This window comes from Facklamia languida CCUG 37842, from assembly GCF_000245795.1.
Classification (GTDB): domain Bacteria; phylum Bacillota; class Bacilli; order Lactobacillales; family Aerococcaceae; genus Facklamia; species Facklamia languida.
In genome coordinates, this window is record NZ_JH601133.1 from 580,797 (window position 1) to 602,037 (window position 21,241).

Sequence of the window (21,241 nt, forward strand, 5' to 3'; positions counted from 1 at the left end):
CTTCACCTTCATTCTTTAGGTATCCTGTTGTCCTTCTAACTGCCATTTTAGATAGGCATCAATGAAGCCATCGATCTCTCCATCTAAGACCGCCTCTGCATTCCCTGTCTCATAGCCTGTTCGATGGTCCTTGACCATTGAATAAGGATGAAAGACATAAGAGCGAATTTGTGATCCCCAGGCATTCTCTAGCTGGTCACCCTTAATTGCGGCCAATTCTTTCTGCTTGCGCTCTTCCTCTAATTGATAGAGCTTGGCCTTAAGCAGATTCATAGCCTGGTCTTTATTATGGATTTGCGACCGCTGAGATTGACTCTGGGTGACAATCCCAGTTGGGAGGTGAGTAATTCTTACAGCAGAAGAAGTCTTATTGATATGCTGACCTCCTGCCCCACTCGCTCGATAAGTATCAATTCTCAAATCATCCGGATTTATTTCAACCTCAATTGAATCGTCGATCAATGGGGTCACATCAATAGAGCAGAAGGAAGTATGGCGTTTCCCATTGGAATCAAAAGGAGAGATTCTAATTAACCGATGGACGCCTTTTTCGGATTTGAGATGCCCATAAACCTTGTTTCCAGCGACCTCTAAAGTGACGCTCTTGATCCCTGCTTCCTCACCATTCTGATAATCAATCACCTTGACCTGATAGCCCTTTTGGTGTGCCCATCGATCATACATTCTAAGCAGCATTTCACCCCAATCCTGTGATTCGGTCCCACCTGCACCAGGGTGGATCTCGATGATGGCATTGGCGGAATCATGAGCTTGCGATAGCAAGAGTGACAGCTGATAGGATTCTAACTCTTGTGAAAAAGTGGTCTGGAGTGTCTGCAACTCCTCCCACAGGCTTTGATCTTCCGTCTCTTCGTACAGTTCGACCACCACCTGCATGTCTTCAAGCTTTTGCTCAATTTGAAAGAATGTATTAAGTCGCTCCTTGAGGTCATTGCTTGTTTTGATCACCGCTTGCGCTTTTTGTTGGTCATCCCAAAATCCCGGTTCATTCATAGCCAATTCATTCTCTGCCAAGTCAGCCTTCATTTGATCAATGTCAAAGAGACCCCCTAATTGATGCAAGTTCTTGGTCTGCTTCTTGGATCAGTGTCTTTATTTCATGTAACTCCAAGTCTAACACCTCATTCCGTCTGTTGATGAATTTGAAAGACCCTTAAGACAGATGTCCCAAGGGTCTTTGACAACTCCCCATTTTTAGCCTTTTAAAGTTTTTACCGTTTGGTTCAATGGCATGGATCCATTATCCACTCTTCTAACTGGCTGGTTCACTTGTTCGCGCTCAACATTTTGACGAATTTGCGCCTTCATGATATAGCGTGTAACATCTTTTTCGATTGCAGCAATCATTTCCTGGAATCGCTCGTAACCTTCTGTTTGATATTCAGTAAGCGGATTCGTCTGAGCATATGCTCTTAACCCAACTCCTTGACGCAAGTGATCCATTGCATCGATGTGATCCGTCCACTTCGAATCAACAACTCGTAGGATGATAACCTTCTCAAACTCAAGGGCTTGCTCAGGGCCATTTAACAAGGCTAACTTCTCATCATAAGCAGCGACCGCCTGGTTGTATAAATAATCAATAAGTTGCTTAGCAGACTTATTCTCTAGATCGGATCGTTGCAGATTATCTGGGTGGGTCAAATAATTATGAGCAAAATCTAACAACCCATCTAATTTCCAGTCTTTCTTTTTATCTGCTTCTGTCGCGAATGCCACTTCCCGCTCAATTGTCCGGCGAATCATCGCTTTAATATAAGGGGTCAGGCTCTCCTCTTCGTTGATTACCTGGAGACGTTGACCGTAGATCACCTCACGTTGTTCACGCATTACCTCATCATACTCAAGGACACTCTTACGGGTATCATAGTTATTCCCTTCAACCCGCTTTTGAGCTGACTCCACTTGACGAGAGAGCATTTTACTTTGGATGGCCATATCTTCTCCTTCTTGAGAATCATCCGCTAAGTTCAAGCGTTCCCAAACGGCCTGAACTCGGTCAGACCCAAAGCGGCGCATCAAGTCATCTTCAAGCGATAGGTAGAACTGAGAAGCGCCTGGGTCCCCTTGACGTCCAGCCCGACCGCGTAATTGGTTATCGATCCGTCTCGATTCATGTCGTTCGGTCCCAATAACAGCTAAACCGCCTACTTCTTTGACGCCTGACCCTAACTTAATATCGGTCCCCCGACCTGCCATGTTTGTTGCAATGGTCACTGCTCCACGTTGACCTGCTGACATCACAATCTCGGCTTCTTTGAAGTGGTTCTTGGCATTTAAGACTTCATGCGGGATCCCTTCTCGATCAAGTAGTCGAGATAGGTACTCAGAAGTCTCAACTGCTACTGTCCCGACCAAGACTGGCTGTCCCTTTGCATGACGTTGTTTGATCTCTTCTACCACCGCAGCAAATTTAGACTTGAGGTTCGGGTAAAGAAGATCCGCCTGATCATCCCGAATCACAGGGCGATTAGTTGGAATGGATACAACGTTAATATTATAAATCTCTCTAAATTCTTCTTCTTCCGTCTTAGCAGTCCCCGTCATACCCGAAAGCTTCTTGTACATCCGGAAATAATTCTGGAAAGTAATCGTCGCCATTGTCTTTGATTCATCTTGGATTTCAACATTTTCTTTGGCCTCGATCGCTTGGTGAAGACCATCAGAATAGCGTCGTCCATCCATAATCCGTCCGGTAAAGGGATCGACAATCTTGACTTCCCCTTCATCAACCACATAATCAATATCGTAGAGCATAATATAATTAGCGCGCAAAGCTTGGTCAATGTGGTGGACAAGCGCTGAATTCTCAACATCATATAAATTATTTAAACGGAAGATTTTTTCTGCTTTATCCACGCCCAAATCGGTTAGAGCAATCGATTTAGCCGTTAAATCAATGGTATAATCTTCGTCCTCGCGCAGACCCTTTGCAAAATAGTCCGCCCGGTTATAAAGCGCTGTCGACTTCTCCGCCTGACCTGAAATAATCAGGGGTGTCCGCGCTTCATCAATAAGGATTGAATCAACTTCATCGACGACCGCAAAATATAAGGGTCTTTGAACCATTTGAGACTTATAGACCACCATGTTATCCCTTAAATAGTCAAAGCCTAGCTCGTTATTGGTTGAATAGGTAATATCACATGCATAGGCTGCCCGTTTCTGTTCCGCATTCATAGAGTTTAAGTTTAACCCAACTGTGAGACCTAAGAAATTATAGAGTTCCCCCATTTCCTTAGAGTCCCGTGTAGCGAGATAGTCATTGACGGTTACCACATGCACACCTTTACCAGATAAGGCATTCAAGTATACCGGCATCGTTTCGGTCAAGGTCTTCCCTTCACCGGTCTTCATTTCTGCAATATCGCCATTATGAATAACAAATCCACCTTGGATTTGAACCTTATATGGAAATAAACCTAGCACTCGGCGAGCCGCTTCTCGCACGACCGCAAATGCCTCAATCTGAATATCATCGAGTGATTTCCCTTTGGCTAATTGCTCCTTAAAGATCGTCGTTTGAGCACGTAATTCTTCATCCGTCATCTCCTGGTATTTTCCTTCTAATGCCATCACTTGATCGGCTAATTTACCAGTCCGACGTAATTCTGCATTATCATTCTCGATTAAATTTTTAAGAAAGTTGGCCATCGATATACTCCTTTTATTTCACAATAATTTACTGCCTATGCTCATTTAGACAAAAGCATTCACTCAACCATTGTACCACTAAAAGTTTGATATTTAAAAGACATTTTACAATTATGATCAATTCGATTCAAACATAGACAGATTGAGCAGGATCCGAGCTGGTAACTCATTCAATCCAGCAAAGCCTTTCTAACAATCCCGTAACAAATAAGTCATTTCATTAACAAGATCTTGATTATCGGTTCTTTGAAGTATAATAGATCTATCCCTTACTCACAGGAGGTCCATTATGAAAAAGTGCATCGCGCTTCAGCTGGCTGCTTGTATTTTAGCTCTAACTTTATACCAAAAGCCTCTATCTTCTATTCAGGCACAAGAACAAAAGGCAGATGAGGCCCCTTCATTATCAATTGAAGGCAGTGGCTTACAAAGCAAAAAAAATAAGCCCCAATCTTCTGCACTTGAAAAACAAGAAAAAATTATTAACCAACTCATCAAAGAGGATGTTCCAATCGACCTGTATGATCCCGAAGATGATTCTTTGATTAATTTTGACCCCATTTATCCAGCCTCTTATGAGAATGGCCAGGCTCCCACCTTTTCAACTAAAGGAAAAAAATTGGGTCATCCAGCCAACACCCTGATCGTCAGCGAGGTAGCCTTCCCCTTTATTCCAGCTTATGGCAATACGGGTACTTCAAAAAATGGCGACGCGGAAGCACTGGAACAACTCTTAAAGAATGATGTCCCCTTTGCTGTCGGTCAAAATAACATCCACACCCTTTTTGGTCATTATGACCATACCGGGGGACGGATGGCATTTAATCCACTGGCTGATGATGGCCTCTTATATGAAGGGGGTACAGTGATTTTAACCGATCAGGACGGTTACAGTAAGGGTTACGAAATTACTCAAATGGTCTTTGTAGACCGTCCGAACCAATACAGCTATTTTTACAATAAAATGTCCCTTCCCTATCTAGCCTTTCATGGGAATGGTCAAGATATGATCTTTATTCAATTCTGTCGTGAGGATATTCAACTAGGACTCTTATCGATTAACTTCGGTTACCGTATTTGGTAATCAGGTCGAAGACATTAAAAAAAGACCCAGGCAAGCCCTGGGTCTTCTACACTTTATCCGTCAATCTATTCAATTGTTTCGGTCTCAATTAAACCATACCGACCATCTTTACGACGGTATACAATATGAATTTCGTCACTTTCTGCATCCTTGAATACGAAAAAGTCATGGCCTAACATGTTCATTTGGAGAACAGCTTCTTCAGAATCCATTGGTTTGAGGTGAATGTGTTTTGAACGCACAATCTTTAAATCAGACTCCTGAGTATCCTGATCCTCCTTGACCTCGACTTTATCAGGGCCAATCGCTTCGTTAATTCCTTCAAAACCTTTTTCTCTTGATTTACGATTTATTTTGGTCTTATATTTACGTACTTGTCTTTCTAATTTATCCACTACAAAATCAATGCTAGCATAAAGATCAGGTGTTGTTTCTTCTGCTCGAAGAACCAAGAATGATAATGGAATGGTAACTTCTGCTTTTGCAGTCTTATCAGGATAAACCTTAAGGTTGACATAAGCTGTCGCATTCGGCACGTCGGTAAAGTATTTTTCTAATTTAGAAACCCGCTTCTCAGCATATTCCCGAATGGCTTGTGTGACCTCAATATTTTCTCCACGAACATTATAGTTAAACATACTTATCCCTCATTTCCGATCTATTCTTCTCCACCAAATGAGGCGGAGGTCCTCAAAAGCTAAAATATTTAGCTTTTACACATTATAACACATCCCCCATTTCATTGAAAGCGCTACCCCTTGATTCCTTAAAATGCGGCCAATCACAAAGAGCCTTCTCTCGATAATGCCGATCAAAGTGAGCCTCAATCCATAATCATTTTATAATGACAAAGGAGGGGGAGGAGCTTGTGATTGTATGTATCCATTCGGAACCAACTGTTTTTGCGTGGCTAAGACCTTGGTCGGTTAAATCATAAAAAGATAGATTATTCTGTATAGCTGCTATCAGTGGTCGCGCTCATCTCCTTAAGTGGGTCACGTCCCAATGAAAGACTGCTGACCTGCCAATCCATGGTGCCCGCTAATTTTAAAACCCTCATTAACTCCTGCTTGGCTTGGATCATTGTTGCCCCAGTGGTATAGACATCATCGAAAACCATAAATTTATTTTGCCTGGTGGTCTGAAGAAATTCAAGTTGATCAATCTTGAAGGGCTCCGACAAATTTAACCGCTCTTCACGGCTTTTACTTGCTTGACGGACACCATCACCAATATAAGTATAAGGGGATAGGAAAGGAATCCCAGCCTGAGTTAAAATGCTAGCAGTCGGGTGGAAAAGACGCTTTTGTAGACTCTGTGGGGATGAAGGAAGGACCAGCCAACAATAATCCTGGTAAGAAGCATAAAGGGATCGAAGATCCCTAGCTGGAACTTTAGCTAGTCGATAATCCCCCAGATATTTATAGCGATAAATAAAAGACCGAAAGAAATCATTGTAGACATAGATTGCTTGATGATTGAGTAAAGAGCGTGAAACCGTTCGCTCCCTTAACCAACGATAACAGTCCCAACAAAAGATCTCTTGCTTCCATTTATAGATTCGGTTGAAAGGTGTCTGACTATTTGCATCCAAGGCTCGACCACAACCAGCACAAGGTTGGTCAAAGCATTGATAATTGATAAAACCTGCCTGACAAATCGGACAGACCACTGGCTTGTCCATGCACTTGAATGAAAAAAGCTCTTGCCAGGTTAATTCTTCAATGATGGGCTGTTGGCAAAGATAACATTCTCGATTCATCACTTACCCCTTCAAGAGTCCGGCGGTCCTCGCCAGCTGATTCATCTGTTTAATCTCCTTAGCCGCTTCCTCCATTGCTCTTGTAATACCGTAGTGTCCATAAATTAAGACCCCGGTTGGAAACTTTTCCTTTCTCCCGACTCGACCACTCATCTGAACTAGAGAGGCCCTGTTAAAGAGCGGATCTTCTGCTCCCAAAACAAAGACATGACAATTTTCAAAAGTCACTCCGCGTTCCAAGATCGTTGTTGTAATTAAAATGCGGATTTTACCAAGTCTGACGTCACGCACTTTCGCTTCTCTATACGGATCTTGAGCATGAACAGACCGAATCGAATCGTCAGGAAATAATCGACTCAGCCATGCCGATAGTTTCTCGGCGTAAGAAATGTTTGCCATAAAAATGAGACAAACCCCTTCAAGCTGGATGAATTTCACTAACTCTGCCAAGAGGAGAGAATCCATTTGTTCTTTTTCAATGGCTTGCTGCCACCTCCCTATCCAGACCATCCGGACTTCCGGCAGAGGATACCCGTGAAAACGCGCCGGCAAGAGAGTATGGGTCACTTTACCTTGTTTGATCGCCTTTTTTAAGACATCGTCAGGCGTCGCTGTTAAGAAGATTAATTTACCTTGGTCCTTAATTGAACGGTTCACTGCAAAATGTAAACTATCACTATTGACATAAGGGAAAGCATCGACCTCATCAACAATTAATAAGTCAAAAGCCTGTTTAAACCGCAAGAGTTGATGAGTTGTTAAGATTAAGATCGGTTGGGGCAGGTAACGCTCCTTACTTCCCCCATATAAGAGGCACAGATCCAACCCTGAAAAGGCAGACCGGATTCGAGGCGCTAATTCTAAGCAAACATCAATTCGTGGCGAAGCAATCGCCACTCTCCCTCCCCTCATTAGAACATGGTCCATCACAGCAAAGAGCATCTCCGTCTTCCCTGCTCCAGTTACCGCATGGATTAAATGAGGGCGTTGGCAATCATTCAAGGAATGAATGGCCTGCTGACTGGCCTTCTCTTGTTGGTCAGAAAGACTACCATCCCAGGTTAGACAAGACTTTCCGGGCCGATAAAAATCGGACGCCTTCAAGAAATAAAGTAGGTCTTGGGTCGTCACACGCCCCATCTGTATGCAATTTAAGCAATAGAAATTCCTACCATCAGGAAGAGGGTAGAAACGATTCTTGTCTTGATTATGACACCGCTGACAGCAAACGGATCGACCTCTGACTAGGATCCCAGCTATGCTGAGCAATTGACCTTTTATTTCATCCAAAGAGACTTCTCGGTCCAAATGATTGATTTTCCAAGTTGCTTCAACCTCATGCTCTGTTAAAAGTCGTCCCCTATAATAGTCTTGCCAGCCCACAAAAAAACCTCCCTTATCGTGTCTATAAATTACACGAAAGGCAGGTAAAACGCGCTATTTAGATGGATCATATTCAGGCATTACGGCCAATCCAAGACACCTCTCACCGGTGTGGGTTCCGATAACAGGGCCTACTCTCCCGATATAAATCGGTATCGAGTGATCATGTTCCATGACCATCTCTTTAATTCGTTCTGCATCTTCAAGGTTATTGGCATGTGTGATTAAGACCATCACACCCTTGGGATAAGCGGCTTGTTTTTCCTTGATAAGTTGAATCCAGCGTTGGAATACTTTTTTATTGGTCCGTATTTTCTCAAAGAGTACAATCTTTCCTTCTTCATCAAATCGTAAAACCGGCCGAACCTTTAAGAGACTTCCAACAAGAGCTAATCCACTACTTAACCGGCCACCCTTGGCTAAATTATCCAAGGCTTCGACCATCATATAAGTATCCGTATGGTCCTTCTGCCAATCAAGGATTTGTGCAACTTCTTTGGGCTCCTTACCGCATTCAAGCAGATACAGTGCTTGACGAACTAAGACTTCTTCAACGATACAAGCGGACCTCGAATTGACCGCATAGCCTTCAATTTGATCCGCATACTCACTCAATACCATGCGAGAAAGCTGGTAAGTCCCAGATATCCCAGCGGACAAATGAATGGTAATAATTGCTTCATACCCCTTATCAACCAGAAGATCCATGGTTTGATAATAAAAACCAGGCTGAGGCTGAGAGGACTTCGGAAGGCTAGGAGACTCCTGAAGCGCTCGATAGAAGGCAATATGATCTTCTAAAGAGGCAGAATCCTTCATCAATTGGCCGTCCTCAAAGACAACACTCAAATCCACTTGATAAATATCGGGATGCTGAGCCAGTTCTTCCGGCAAATATGCTGTTGAATCGACAATGATTGCTGTTTTCATATGATCTTCCGTTCCTAAATGTGCTTATTTTTTATCCTATTAGCCTAATACAAGACTATGCTACAATAAAATTAAAAATAATTCTATCTTTTAGACAGATTGAATCGATTAGAAAGGATCTTCTATGCCAAATTATATTAGTATTCAATCCCCAGTGTCGGATCAGATTGAAATTAAAAAATCAAATTTTCAAACTTATCTTTTTCCTGTCAAAACCGAAGCAGACTGTTCCACTCACCTACAAGCCTTGCGCAAGGATCATCCCAAAGCCAACCATCACTGCTTCGCTTATATTCTTGGTGAAGACCAGAACATCCAACGCATGAGCGATGACGGAGAACCCGCTGGAACCGCTGGCCCCCCCATCCTCGAGGTGCTCAAGCAAGAAGACTTAACCAATCTATTAGCGATAGTCGTGCGGTATTTTGGCGGTGTTAAGCTTGGCGCTGGAGGCCTAATCAGAGCCTATACAACAGCAGTCAGTCAAGCACTTAAAAAAGCGCACTTGATTCAAAACATCAACCAGATGCTAGTCAATGTGACACTCGCCTATCCTCAAGTGGATCGTTTCAACTATGAATTATCGCTCTTAAAGGGGAAAGTCACCCCGATTGATCAATCTTTTACGGACCAAGTCACCTTCAAGCTGGCTATCAAAGAGGCCGCAGTTGAAGAGGTAAAGCAGCACTTGAATAATTGCTTAAACGGCCAGCTGACTTGGCAAGAATTAGGCATCCAAACCATTGATATCCCCTTCACTAAAGACTCCTAACTACCCGTCTTCCTTCTATTGGCGCCAGAAGTCGTCAAAAACCGTAATCGGAAGATGGCGTTTGTGTTGGGTCTTCCTATACCAACCTTCAATACACTCCGCTTCCTGGTCCGAGACTGCTTGCCCCGTAAGATACCGGTCAATCGCTTGGTAAGATACCCCAAGCGCTTCTTCATCAGGCTGCATGGGCTTGTCCTCTTCAAGGTCTGCTGTCGGAATCTTTTCGTAAAGTTCCTTTGGGCAATCTAACCAGCGTAAGAGTTGCCGGCCTTGTTCTTTTGTGAGACGCCAGAGGGGCATTAGGTCTGCTGCTCCATCGCCAAATTTGGTAAAGAAACCTGTAACACTTTCTGCAGCATGGTCGGTCCCAATCACGACACCCGCGTAATGCCCCGCCACAGCGTATTGCATCACCATCCGTTGTCTCGCCTTAATATTCCCCTTATTATAGTCCGAAATGGTGATACCTGCCTGACTAAGGCTAGAAACAAGCCCATCTGTACCTCCTTTGATATTGAGATCAAAGACTTGATCAGGTTGAATATAGTCGAGCGCTTTTTGAGCATCGGCTTCATCCTGTTGACTGGCATAGGGTAACCTTAATGCGATCAGCTGATAGCCCGTATCGTGCGTCTGTTGGCGGAGCTGGTCGATTGCCAGCTGTGCTAATTTGCCGGCCAGGGTCGAGTCCTGCCCCCCACTGATACCCAACACGTACGTCTTCAATCCAGGGGAAGCCAATAGATAGTCCACCAAGAATTGAACCGTTCTTTGCACCTCATATTCGGGGTCAATCTGGGGTGAGACCCTCAAGGCTTGGATAATTTCTTTTTGCATGGACCGCATTTTCTTCATCTCCATTCTACTTGGCCACTTGCTGGTCCTTTTGACTAACCCGGTCTCGGATTTCCTTAATGCTGTTCATCTTCAAGTCATATAATTTCTGTGACAAGTCTACCGGATAAATCTGAGGGTTCAAGATCCGTTTATGTTCTTCCCATAAACAATCAAAGTTCTTTTTGGCATATGCCTTCGTTTCTTCTAGACTAGGGAGGTCATAGACGAATTGACCATTTTGATAAATGGTTTGCAAGAGCGGACGTGCATCAAAATCTTTGACTGTCTTATTAATATAGGTATGAACCGGGTGGAACATAAAGAGTTCGTCTAACAGGTCGGGGCGCTCGTCTACTAGTGCGATATAATCCCCTTCTGACTTTCCATCGTGCTTGCGGGTTATGCGCCAGACTTGCTTCTTACCAGGGGTTGAAATTTTACTTGTATTGGCCGATATCTTCATAGTCGGAACCATCTCACCTTGGTCATCTTCAATCGATACAAGCTTATAAACGGCCCCTAGGGCTGCTTGATCAAAGGAGGTAATTATCTTAGTTCCTACTCCCCAATCATTGATCTTGGCCCCTTGCATTCTTAAGTTAAGGATTGTTTTTTCGTCCAAGTCATTTGAAGCAATAATCCGTGCATCCGTAAAGCCTGCCTCATCTAACTGTTCGCGAATTTTTTTGGAAAGATAGGCCATGTCGCCTGAGTCGATCCGCACCCCGATAAAATGAATGCGATCCCCCATTTCCTTAGCCACTTGAATGGCAATCGGCATACCTGAACGTAAGGTGTCATAGGTATCAACCAAAAAGACAACATCCCGGTGCGTCTCAGCATAGGCTTTGAAGGCTTTATACTCATCCCGGTAAGCTTGAACGAGGGAGTGTGCATGGGTTCCAGTAATGGGAATCCCAAAGAGCTTGCCTGCTCGAACATTTGACGTCGAATCAAAGCCTCCAATATAAGCGGCCCGAGCTCCCCAAAGAGCGGCATCCATCTCCTGGGCCCGACGTGCCCCAAATTCAGAAACCTGATCTTCCTCTCCAACAACGGAACGAATCCGAGCCGATTTGGTGGCAATAAGGGTCTGATAGTTGACAATATTCAAGATCGCTGTCTCAACTAATTGGCATTGGCCCAATGGCCCTTCAACCTGCATCAAGGGTTCATTGGCATAACATAATTCGCCTTCAACTAATGACCGGACCGACAATTCGAGCTTCATATCGCACAGGTAATCGAGAAATTCATCCGGATAAAGGTCTAGACTGGCCAGATAGTCGAGGTCACTTTGAGTAAATTTAAACTGATTAAGATACCGAATCACCCTTTCAAGGCCAGCAAAAACTGCATAACCATTCTGAAAGGGGTTTTCGCGAAAGTAGACTTCAAAAACCGCCCGTTTATGGTCAACTTTCTTCTGCCAATAGGTTTGAAGCATATTGATTTGGTATAAGTCTGTATGTAACATGAGTCCATCGTCTGGATACTGATCGTACATTGAAAAGTCCTCTCCATCCTTAAAAGTTATTAGACCTATTATAGCATATACTGAATCGAATCCCTACATGTCACACTCTATGCATGCGTTAGACCACAGATCTTGGTTCAAAGGCAACCTCTTGCCTTATCGCCTTAAATGATTCATTAAAATCTATCATAATACAAAACACCGACTGTTCTTTTCACAAGAAGCCGCCGATAGGCAGAGACTCTCAAGTGATTAGACAATCGGTATTTTTTATTCTGTCGGTTCATTTGAAGGGGGATCACCAGGTCTTAAATGAGCTTCTATTGGTCCTGATCCTCAACTTCTTGTAAATCTAAAGCTTCAGCTGGAATCTCAACGGGCGGCAGCTGGTCGTTACGTTCGAAGGTGAGGTCGACTTGAATACCCAATGGCCGAGTGCTTCCTTTTTGCGATTGAATCGGGTGCGAACTTTCTAACAATTTCTCTGCTTGTTTGACCGAAAAGTGGAGCTGATGAATCAGGCCATTCGTTCTCTGAAAGCTCACTCGAAAAGTAGGTTGGTGATCAAAGAAAGCAGCAAAGCTTTCCGGCTTCAATACTTCCTTCATCAAGGGACCATATTCCTCATCCATTTCGATCCCTAACTGGTCCGCTTGCTGTTGAGTGGCAGCCACGGAGTCATCAATCATTTGGTTAAAATCAATGAACTGATTAAGTGCCTCAAAAAAGGCGCGCCCATCAATATCTTGCTTCAATTTAAATACATAATTTGTCTCAGTCGTCTCAAGTTCAAAATAATCATCAATAAATGCCTTTAAATCTTCTGATAGTGGACTCGCCATCAAATCTGAAGCGGACGAAGAGGATGCAGGAGCAAGATCCAGCAGGTCGACTTGGTCCTTTTGCCATGGAGTCACTTGCCATTCGCCAAGCGCTGTACTGTATCGGTAAGAATACCCCTCTTTACCATAAACCTCAAAACCTAGTGTCTCCCCTTGCATAAGCGGGGTTTGCAGATTATAGAAGATCTGAAAGCTAACAGGATTCTCCACTAAATAAGCTTGGAGCGTTAATTTCCCAAGTTCAAGCGGTTGACCGTCTCCTTGAAGATCAAAGACCACTTCTCCTTCAACTTGATTAATCCCCTTATCTGATTCCGCAGTCAAGTGAGTCAGAGTTTGCCATGCCTTGGATGCACTGGCTTCAACACTTAAAGGTCTTGTTATAATAAGTAAAAGAATCGTAGCAAAAAAGACAGTTACCCACTTCTTATAATTCCTCTTCTTCATAATGTCCCACCCCTTAGATTTAATCCATTAGGATCGTCAATTTGTCCTGGTAATCTCGCCAAGAAGAAGCAACAGTCTCTTCCTCGTCTACACCACGCGAGGACACCTTATCAAATAAGATCTTGATCGTTTGAAAGAGCAGCTTAAAATCGAAAGCCAGGGAATAATTCTTGATGTAAAGCAGATCAAAATTTAATTTACTATTGAAATCCGTTGTATATTTACCATAAACTTGCGCATAACCTGTAATACCTGCTCGCACATGGTGGCGAAGATTATAGTAGGCATTCTTTGCTTGAAATTGATTGACAAAAAAAGGACGCTCTGGACGGGGCCCCACCAAGGACATCTCCCCTTTCAGCACATTGATCAACTGGGGAAGCTCATCGACACGAATCGCCCGAATGATCCGTCCCACTCGTGTAATCCGCTGATCATTCGAACTCGCGAGTACGGGTCCAGACAAAGCCTCAGCCGTTTGCGACATGGATCGAAACTTTAATATTTTAAAGACTTTTTGATCTTTAGTGATTCGTTCTTGCCGATAAAAAATCGTTCCGGGACTGTCTAACTTAATCGCAATCGCTGTTACAAGCATGACAGGAGATAAAATAACTAGCATCCCTAAAGAAACCAAAATATCAAAAGCTCGCTTCAAAATAGCTTGCTCAAAAGGAATCGCAAAGGTCGAAACTTCGATTAAGCTCTCATCTTCAAAACTCATGATATTCGGATTCACCATCATTAAGTTGGCAAAGTTGGGACTTAAGAACAACTTTTTGTTATGGCGCATTAAGTAGTCATAAATCTTAAGCCGCTCTTCCTCTTCAATAAAGCCAGTCAGATAAACAATATCCACTTCCGCTGAATAAGCGACCACATTCTGATAATAATTGGAAAGGGCCACGTGTGTCACTTGGTGACGACGGTTGGTCATTCTTTCAAAGTTGACAACAGCCTGCAGCGCCTTATCCGATTCACCCACAATCAAAATCCGTTTTTGTCCAGATAAATGGTGGTAGAGAAAATAGGCAAAGGCATTATAGGCATAGAGTAATAAGGTCCCAGTGAAAAGATTCAACAAGATAACTGAACGTGGAAAGGTTAACCAAGAACCAGCATAGGTCAAAGCCATCATAAACAAGCTCAAGAAAAACTGACCCAGCAAGGTAAAGTAAAAAAGATCGAGATAGGTCTTATTATAAAAGATATAGGTTCCAAATAAGAAATGGATCACCATAAATCCTAGCACAATCCACAAATAACTGGACTCAAAAGCCGCAAAGTTACGGGCAGGGACATCCCCCATAAACTTCAGATAAAAGGCCAAGATAATGCTTAAGAGGGAGACCCCCGCCCCAATCAGGACGACAACCACTCGTAATAAATTATTCCACTCTTTGCGTTGACTCATACGATTCCTACTTTCATTGAAACTCTTTGATCTCTATTATACCTACATCCCACATAAAAAACACGCAAGAACAGCAGAAACCGTTTTTATTATCCAATATAAAAAGAGGAAGCAATGATCATTCTTCCTCTTGTTTATCTTTAAGGCGACTAGTCAATCAAGGTGAAGGTCTCATTGAACAATGGTGAGACAGAACGGTTTTCATAGATCCGCTTAATCGCTTCCCCAATCAATTGGTCAACCGAAACCACATCAATCTTGTCAATCTTCTTATGGTCTGGCAGACGGATAGAATCGGTCACAATCACTTTCTTGATGATTGAATTTTCTAACCGTTCAATAGCTGGGCCGGATAGGACCGCATGCGTACAACATGCATACACTTCTTTAGCTCCCAATTCAATGAGGGCTTGGGCCGCAATGGTAATCGTCCCTGCAGTATCAATCATGTCATCAATGATTACAGCTGTCTTGCCTTTTACATCCCCGATAATATTCATTACTTCCGCCACATTGGGCTTAGGTCGTCTTTTATCCACAATGGCAATCGGTGATTTTAAGAATTCGGCTAATTTACGGGCACGTGTCACGCCACCATGGTCTGGAGACACAACAACCACTTCATCTCCCACCAAGTCCCGGTCAATAAAATAATTAGCTAATAAAGGAGCTCCTAACAAATGGTCCACGGGTATATCAAAGAAGCCTTGAATTTGGGCTGCATGCAAGTCCAAAGCAACCACCCGACTCGCACCTGCATTCTCAAGCATATTCGCAACTAATTTAGAGGTGATCGGTTCACGGGACTGAGCTTTGCGGTCTTGACGGGCATAACCATAGTAAGGCATCACCACATTAATGGTCTTAGCTGATGCCCGCCGTAAAGCATCGATTGTAATCAGTAACTCCATCAGATGATCATTGACTGGATTTGAAGTCGATTGAATCACATACACATGGGACCCCCGGATCGACTCATCAATATTGACACGAATTTCACCATCTGCAAATTGTGATAAGGTAATCTTACCTAATTCTACTCCCATCGATTCGGCTACTTTAGTGGCTAGCGGTTCATTCGAACTTAAAGCTAACACCTTTAACATTGGATCTGCATAATGATTATTAGACACCCATATCCCTCTTTCTTTTTATTATTTGTTTAAAAACTTCTTCCAATAATCAGCTTTTTGAACCTGCTGACTTCGGGCAATGGCCAAGGCCTCCGCTTCCACATCCGATACAATCGTGGACCCGGCCGCAATAAAGGCTCGGTCTTCAATCGTAATGGGCGAAACGATATTGGCATTACTCCCAATAAAGACTTGGTCACCAACTTTAGATCGATGCTTCTCCTTACCATCATAGTTACAAAAGATAACCCCACACCCGACATTGACTTCCTGACCCAGGTCTGCATCCCCAATATAAGCTAAGTGGCCTGCCTTACTTCTAGCACCAATACTGGCATTCTTTACTTCGACAAAGTTTCCAATATGAACGTCCTCTGCCAAATGAGCCTTGGGCCTTAGGTGAGCATAGGGTCCAATACTTGCCCTTGGACCGATGGTCGATGATTCAATAACAGATTGCTTAACCGTCACGTGATCCGCCAATTGGCTATCCACGATCTGCGTTTGGGCACCAATCATGGCACCTGAGCCAATGATGGTTTGTCCTTTTAATTGGACCCCTGTTTCAATTAAGCTGTCCGGACCGATCTGGACATCTACCTCAATATAGACACTTTCAGGATCCGTAAAAGTCACACCGTTTTGCATATGATAGGCATTAATACGGTCTGACATCAATTTCTGTGCGCTTGCTAAAGCTTGTCGGTCATTTACACCCATGCCTTCATCACGGTCAGGCATTTGGTGGGCACAGACGAGCCCCCCTTGGTCGCGAATAATTTGGATAACATCCGTCAGATAATACTCTCCCTGTTTGTTATCGTTATTCACTTGTTCTAGGGCTTTAAACAATAAACGGTTATCAAAGACATACGTTCCAGTATTAATTTCTTGAACTTGGGCTTCTTTCTCAGAAGCGTCTTTCTGTTCAACAATCTTTTGGACGGCCCCCTCTTGGTCACGGATCACGCGTCCATAGCCGGTCGGATCCGGCATCACAGCCGTTAGGATCGTTGCTTTAGCTTGCTGGTCATCATGCACCTTAAATAATTCTGCCAGGGTCTCCCCTCTTAATAGCGGCGTATCACCGCAGATCACCAATGTTTGCCCATCAGCATCGCCAATTTGTGCCCTGGCTTGAGCCACTGCATGACCCGTTCCTAGCTGGTCTTCTTGCATGGCAAAGTGACATTGGTCAACTAGCGTCTCCTTGACACGTTCAGCTTCATTTCCAATAATTGTCACAATGTCTTCTACCTGGCACTGGTTCACGGCGCGAACTACATGCTCTACCATCGAAAGTCCACTAATTGGGTGGAGCACTTTGGGAAGGGCTGATTTCATTCGTGTTCCTTTACCAGCCGCCAAGATTACTGCCATCCGCTTCAAACATTACCACCCCTTTGGTTTTTGAGAAGTTATTCACTAATATTATACCACTAAGAGGAACTTTTACTATGGTCGATTATACTTTTGAAGAAATTCCCAGGTTTGGTTGCTAATAGATAGTGTCGTAATTTCTCATCATAAACGAGCTGGGTCTCAAATAAGGCTTGATAATGTGGCAGTTCTAACCGGTCATTCGCTTTGTTTTCTGCAAAGACACATATTCCAACTGCTTTCGAATCAAATTCTTCGACCAGATTCAAAAGACCAAGCATGGTCCCACCATTACGTAGAAAATCATCAACAATCAAGACACGACTATTTGGGGACAAGCTGGCCTTGGAAAGTTCCATCTTCCGAACGTTCTGATGAGACCCTGATAAATAATTAACCGAAATGGTTGATCCTTCTCCCGCACTGGCCTCTCGCCGGACAACTACATAAGGTTTATTTAGAAAATTAGCCACCATCACTGCCAGACCAATTCCTTTAGCTTCAATGGTGAGGACTGCATCTATTTCTTGATCTAAATACAGCCCGGCAATTAGTTGACCACACTGTCTTAAAATTTGCGGGTCCTGCAGGAGGTCATTCACATAAATATAATTTCCCGCTAAAATCCGCTTACCTGTTTGCATCCGCCGACTAACCTCTTCTTGGAAGTGGCTAATTTCTGACTGCGAAAGCGTCGGATGGTAGATCACCCCTCCTGACTTGCCAGTCAAAGTTTGAATCTTCCCTAAGTCATGCTCATCAAATAAATGACGAATAATGTCCAGATCCTCACTAATTGATGACTTGGCACAGCCTAATTGACTGGCAAAAGTCTGTAGATTCAATAATCGATTTGGTGACTGTAAAAGCTCTTTTGTAATGACTACCAACCGCTGATTGCGTTTTAACTTCTTGGCTACCATCTTAACCGCCCCTTCATACCCGAATGTTAATGATAATATACCATTATTCGTTCGTTTAATCAATAGAGTCAAAAAAAGCTCCTTCATTTAAAAGGAGCTTTTCCTTACTTCTGATGGGCTTTACGGATCCATGTTTGAATGGTCTGCCCCAGGGTCACCAAGATAAAGATAAACACAAAGGCCAAAGTAATTGAGGCCCCGGGCGGTGTGTCGAAGTTAAAGGAGGCATAGAGTCCCCCTAAAATACCCACCAAATTAATCACCATGCCTATAATAATCGCTTGCATAAAAGATTTGGCCAATTTAATAGCGGTCGCTGAGGGGATAATGATGAGGGCGGATACCAATAAAGCCCCCACAATCGGCATCATAATTGAGATGGCGACCCCTGTTAAAACCGAAAACGTAGTCGATATCAGCTTAACAGGCAGCCCCGACGTTTGGGCCGTTGCCTCATCGAATGAAACCACATACAGCGGCCGATGGAAAATGACATACAGAACCACCATCACCAGTGCCAGCATGATTAACAATCGCACTTCTTGTTCTTGGATTAGGATGATTGAACCAAATAAGAACTGGTCCACTTTGAAGACACCGCTGGCTGAATTCAGCCCAAGAAGGACCAAAGCCAAAGCCATACCAGAAGACATCATAATGGCAACCGATACTTCTGAAAAGTTCTGGTAAATCGTTCTTAAATATTCAATCCCTAATGAAGCAAGGACCACCACACCTAAGGTGGTTAAGGTGGGGCTGACCTGCAAAATCAAGCCCAATGCCACCCCCGCTAATGAAATGTGAGACAAGGTATCCGATAACAAGGACTGCTTACGTAAAATCAAAAACAAACCTAGTATGGGTGTGATAAATGACATGGCTATTCCTGCCAGGAATGCGCGTTGGATGAAGTCATACTGAAACATCTCCATGGCGAGTTCTCCTCTCTAACCAATCGAATTTCTCGATCATAATATCCTTCGATCTCATCGTCCGCATGCGTGACCATCATAATGGCTTTACCATGGTGGTCTGCCAAATGCCGTAATAGCTTGTAAAACTTCCGCCTTGAATAGGTATCCATTCCAGCTGTGGGCTCATCTAAGACATAGAAATCAGGATCTAAAGCAAAGACCCTTGCAAGGACCACACGTTGCTTTTGACCACCGGACAATTGCCCAATCAATTTATGGCGCATGGCCTCCATCCCAACTGCCTCAAGTGCTCGCTTAACATGCTCATGATCTCGATCATCCAGCGGCTTAAACCAGCGTCCTTTGGAATAGCGACCGGATTCAACAAACCGCTGAACCGTGCTTGGAAATCCTGCATTAAAGGCATTAATGTCTTGCGCCACATAGCCAAGGGATAATTTGTCACCTAGCGCATTTCTTTCAGCTAGCTTCACCTGGCCTGTTGCCGGTTTGAGGATGCCAATCACATTCTTGATCAGCGTCGATTTCGCCGCCCCATTCTCTCCAGTCAGAATGACAAATTCCCCGTCATGTATTTCAAAATCAATATTATTTAAAACTTTTTCTTCATCATAATAGAAAGATAGATCTTTAACGCTTAATACTTTCATTAATTCGCTTCACCTCTTCCCTTCACTTTTATTAAAGGTAATAATTACTGTTTACGACCACTTATCTTATCTTGTCATTCCTATTCTGTCAAGAAGTAAATGTTTCCAACAAAGTGAGCGCACAATGACAAAAACCGTTAAGTGATGAGCGGGATTGAGCTTAACTCTTTCTGATTACAATTTCACCAAGTCTGGGCTAACAAAAAACACCGAATCGCTCACTCTGCTAAGGCAGGACCGCCGAGAGACAATACCTTGTCCCGCAGATCCAAAGCGTCTGCACGTTGGCAGCCCCCCCTAAGCCTATAAGGATTCGATGTTTTGATTGTTTATTTTAACTTTGCTTAACCGCCTATCTCATAGGCAAACGTTTATCTGGATCGCTTTGATCGATCCAAAAAGGATTCAAACCAGTCCGGCAGGATTTCCTTGACCTTGTTCTGACCACCCCGTTGACTCATCGCTTGCAATTGGCTTGAGAAATTACGGTTCATAAAGGTCTGTAATTCCTTTAAAGGAAATTCCTTTCCCTTTAGGTCGGCCAGCGCAACTTGCTTGAGGACTTCGATATACGAATAAGCCAAGGCCAAAGTCAAACTAGCTGCTGTCGTCCCGCTTACGACCCCTCCTTTGAAGGTTCCAACCCCAGGAATCAATTTAAGGGCGGATGATGCAAGATACTTACCCAATAAGGTTGTGCCGCTGGTGCCTCCGATTCCTGCTATGATCGAAAGAATCTGGGCCCGGTCAAGCGCCAGACCAAAAATGGAAGTAATTTGGGCAAGCATGGTAATTTGCATCGGGACCAATAAAGCAGAGTCAGCAATTGGAATTGGAATAAAGCCGATACCAAAGGCGGATGAAATATAGGTGTGCGCCCAACTCCTAGCCTTTTTGACCTTTAGGTCAAGGTCTACTTGTTGGGCGTTGATAAAAGCCTCCTGCACCTCATCCGGTAAGACCGCCATCGATTCTTGAACAACCCGATCGAGTCCAAAGGCTTGAATCCTTTGTCCTTGACCCAGCACAAAGTCTTGAGCTAAGACGGGAATCACCTTGGCCACACGCGGCAAGTGAGCCTGGATAGTCTCTTTAAAGCGGGTGACCTCTTCGCCAATCGCTTGGGTCAAGATGACCATTACAGGTACCTGCTCGGTGAGCGCCTCGATCAGCGCCATTTCCTGAGGTTCAATTCGGGCCATGCTCGCATTAATGCAATAATAAACGAGATGAATGGCCTCTTTTTCACCTTTAGCTTTTTGCTGTTGAATCAAGGATAGCAGCTGGTTCATGCTCTCCCTTTGCACGCTCGTATTCAACTCCAAGCCACGCGTGTCATAAAGGGTCATGGGGATCCCTTCCTTGGTAATCTTGCGAATCCCCTGCGTGATGGGTAAGCCCACCCCTGTGTCCGCAATCTTCTCGCGAAACAAGGCATTAACCAGGGTGCTCTTGCCTGAACCAGTCTTACCCACCAGCAAGATATTGAGCGGAGGCATTTCAGAAACGGCCGACTGAGATTGTTGAAGGAGGTCTCCAGCTAAGCGTGTATCCACCTTAAAGGGATTAAACTTCTGCCAAAAGTTCATCATCACCC

At 43.8% G+C, this 21,241-nt stretch carries 18 protein-coding genes; 2 read left to right on the plus strand and 16 right to left on the minus strand.

Translation table 11 applies throughout. The features are described from left to right. Positions 1-15: 15 nt before the first annotated feature. A protein-coding gene (gene prfB / locus HMPREF9708_RS02720; RefSeq protein ID WP_198004223.1) for a peptide chain release factor 2 occupies positions 16-1,132 on the minus strand; the annotation gives its coding sequence in 2 pieces (ribosomal slippage) (positions 16-1,059 and positions 1,061-1,132; 1,116 coding nt in all). An 83-nt stretch (positions 1,133-1,215) separates the two neighbouring features. Next, on the minus strand, positions 1,216-3,675 hold the full coding sequence (gene secA, locus HMPREF9708_RS02725) for a preprotein translocase subunit SecA (protein WP_006308564.1): 2,460 nt from the start codon (positions 3,673-3,675) through the stop codon (positions 1,216-1,218). Between the two features lie 289 nt (positions 3,676-3,964). On the opposite strand from secA, the gene HMPREF9708_RS02730 reads away from it, so the two are divergent. Next, complete coding sequence (locus tag HMPREF9708_RS02730; RefSeq protein ID WP_006308565.1) at positions 3,965-4,759, plus strand: sortase family protein; 795 nt, start codon at positions 3,965-3,967, stop codon at positions 4,757-4,759. 65 nt (positions 4,760-4,824) lie between these two features. On the opposite strand, the gene hpf is transcribed toward HMPREF9708_RS02730, so the two are convergent. The 4 genes from hpf to HMPREF9708_RS02750 all read right to left on the minus strand — a co-directional run bounded on the left by hpf (position 4,825) and on the right by HMPREF9708_RS02750 (position 8,834). Next, positions 4,825-5,397: a ribosome hibernation-promoting factor, HPF/YfiA family gene (gene hpf / locus HMPREF9708_RS02735; RefSeq protein ID WP_006308566.1), complete on the minus strand. Its 573-nt coding sequence runs from the start codon at positions 5,395-5,397 to the stop codon at positions 4,825-4,827. Between the two features lie 308 nt (positions 5,398-5,705). Further along, the gene (locus HMPREF9708_RS02740) at positions 5,706-6,521 is read right to left on the minus strand and encodes a ComF family protein (RefSeq protein ID WP_006308567.1); all 816 of its coding nucleotides are present in this window, start codon (positions 6,519-6,521) and stop codon (positions 5,706-5,708) included. Between the two features lie 3 nt (positions 6,522-6,524). Then, on the minus strand, positions 6,525-7,661 hold the full coding sequence (locus HMPREF9708_RS02745; protein ID WP_156798768.1) for a DEAD/DEAH box helicase: 1,137 nt from the start codon (positions 7,659-7,661) through the stop codon (positions 6,525-6,527). Between the two features lie 297 nt (positions 7,662-7,958). Beyond that, positions 7,959-8,834 carry a DegV family protein gene (locus HMPREF9708_RS02750; protein WP_006308569.1) on the minus strand — a complete coding sequence of 292 codons (876 nt, stop codon included), beginning with the start codon at positions 8,832-8,834 and terminating at the stop codon, positions 7,959-7,961. Between the two features lie 124 nt (positions 8,835-8,958). Between HMPREF9708_RS02750 and HMPREF9708_RS02755 the strand changes: the two genes are divergently transcribed. Further along, a complete protein-coding gene (locus HMPREF9708_RS02755; protein WP_006308570.1) occupies positions 8,959-9,606 on the plus strand; it encodes a YigZ family protein in 648 nt (215 codons plus the stop codon). 15 nt (positions 9,607-9,621) lie between these two features. Here HMPREF9708_RS02755 and nadE read toward each other — a convergent pair whose 3' ends face one another. From nadE to HMPREF9708_RS02805, 10 genes are all read right to left on the minus strand, one after another. After that, complete coding sequence (nadE, locus tag HMPREF9708_RS02760; RefSeq protein WP_006308571.1) at positions 9,622-10,452, minus strand: ammonia-dependent NAD(+) synthetase; 831 nt, start codon at positions 10,450-10,452, stop codon at positions 9,622-9,624. 16 nt (positions 10,453-10,468) lie between these two features. Next, the gene (locus HMPREF9708_RS02765; protein WP_006308572.1) at positions 10,469-11,950 is read right to left on the minus strand and encodes a nicotinate phosphoribosyltransferase; all 1,482 of its coding nucleotides are present in this window, start codon (positions 11,948-11,950) and stop codon (positions 10,469-10,471) included. Between the two features lie 290 nt (positions 11,951-12,240). Next, positions 12,241-13,209 (minus strand): hypothetical protein, encoded by a 969-nt coding sequence (locus tag HMPREF9708_RS02770; protein ID WP_006308573.1) that lies wholly within the window; start codon positions 13,207-13,209, stop codon positions 12,241-12,243. Between the two features lie 19 nt (positions 13,210-13,228). Continuing rightward, on the minus strand, positions 13,229-14,623 hold the full coding sequence (locus HMPREF9708_RS02775; RefSeq protein WP_006308574.1) for a sugar transferase: 1,395 nt from the start codon (positions 14,621-14,623) through the stop codon (positions 13,229-13,231). Positions 14,624-14,772: 149 nt separating this feature from the next. Then, positions 14,773-15,729, minus strand: coding sequence for a ribose-phosphate diphosphokinase (locus tag HMPREF9708_RS08270; protein ID WP_040448007.1), 957 nt, complete (start codon positions 15,727-15,729; stop codon positions 14,773-14,775). A gap of 48 nt (positions 15,730-15,777) precedes the next feature. Then, on the minus strand, positions 15,778-17,136 hold the full coding sequence (gene glmU / locus HMPREF9708_RS08275; RefSeq protein ID WP_040448009.1) for a bifunctional UDP-N-acetylglucosamine diphosphorylase/glucosamine-1-phosphate N-acetyltransferase GlmU: 1,359 nt from the start codon (positions 17,134-17,136) through the stop codon (positions 15,778-15,780). Between the two features lie 59 nt (positions 17,137-17,195). Next, positions 17,196-18,131 carry a pur operon repressor gene (gene purR, locus HMPREF9708_RS02790; RefSeq protein WP_006308577.1) on the minus strand — a complete coding sequence of 312 codons (936 nt, stop codon included), beginning with the start codon at positions 18,129-18,131 and terminating at the stop codon, positions 17,196-17,198. Positions 18,132-18,163: 32 nt separating this feature from the next. Further along, the gene (locus tag HMPREF9708_RS02795) at positions 18,164-18,991 is read right to left on the minus strand and encodes a metal ABC transporter permease (RefSeq protein WP_006308578.1); all 828 of its coding nucleotides are present in this window, start codon (positions 18,989-18,991) and stop codon (positions 18,164-18,166) included. Next, positions 18,940-19,644 (minus strand): metal ABC transporter ATP-binding protein, encoded by a 705-nt coding sequence (locus HMPREF9708_RS02800; RefSeq protein ID WP_006308579.1) that lies wholly within the window; start codon positions 19,642-19,644, stop codon positions 18,940-18,942. Before HMPREF9708_RS02800 ends, HMPREF9708_RS02795 begins: the two co-directional genes overlap by 52 nt. A 371-nt stretch (positions 19,645-20,015) precedes the next feature. Continuing rightward, on the minus strand, positions 20,016-21,236 hold the full coding sequence (locus HMPREF9708_RS02805) for a YcjF family protein (RefSeq protein WP_006308580.1): 1,221 nt from the start codon (positions 21,234-21,236) through the stop codon (positions 20,016-20,018). Positions 21,237-21,241: the final 5 nt, after the last annotated feature.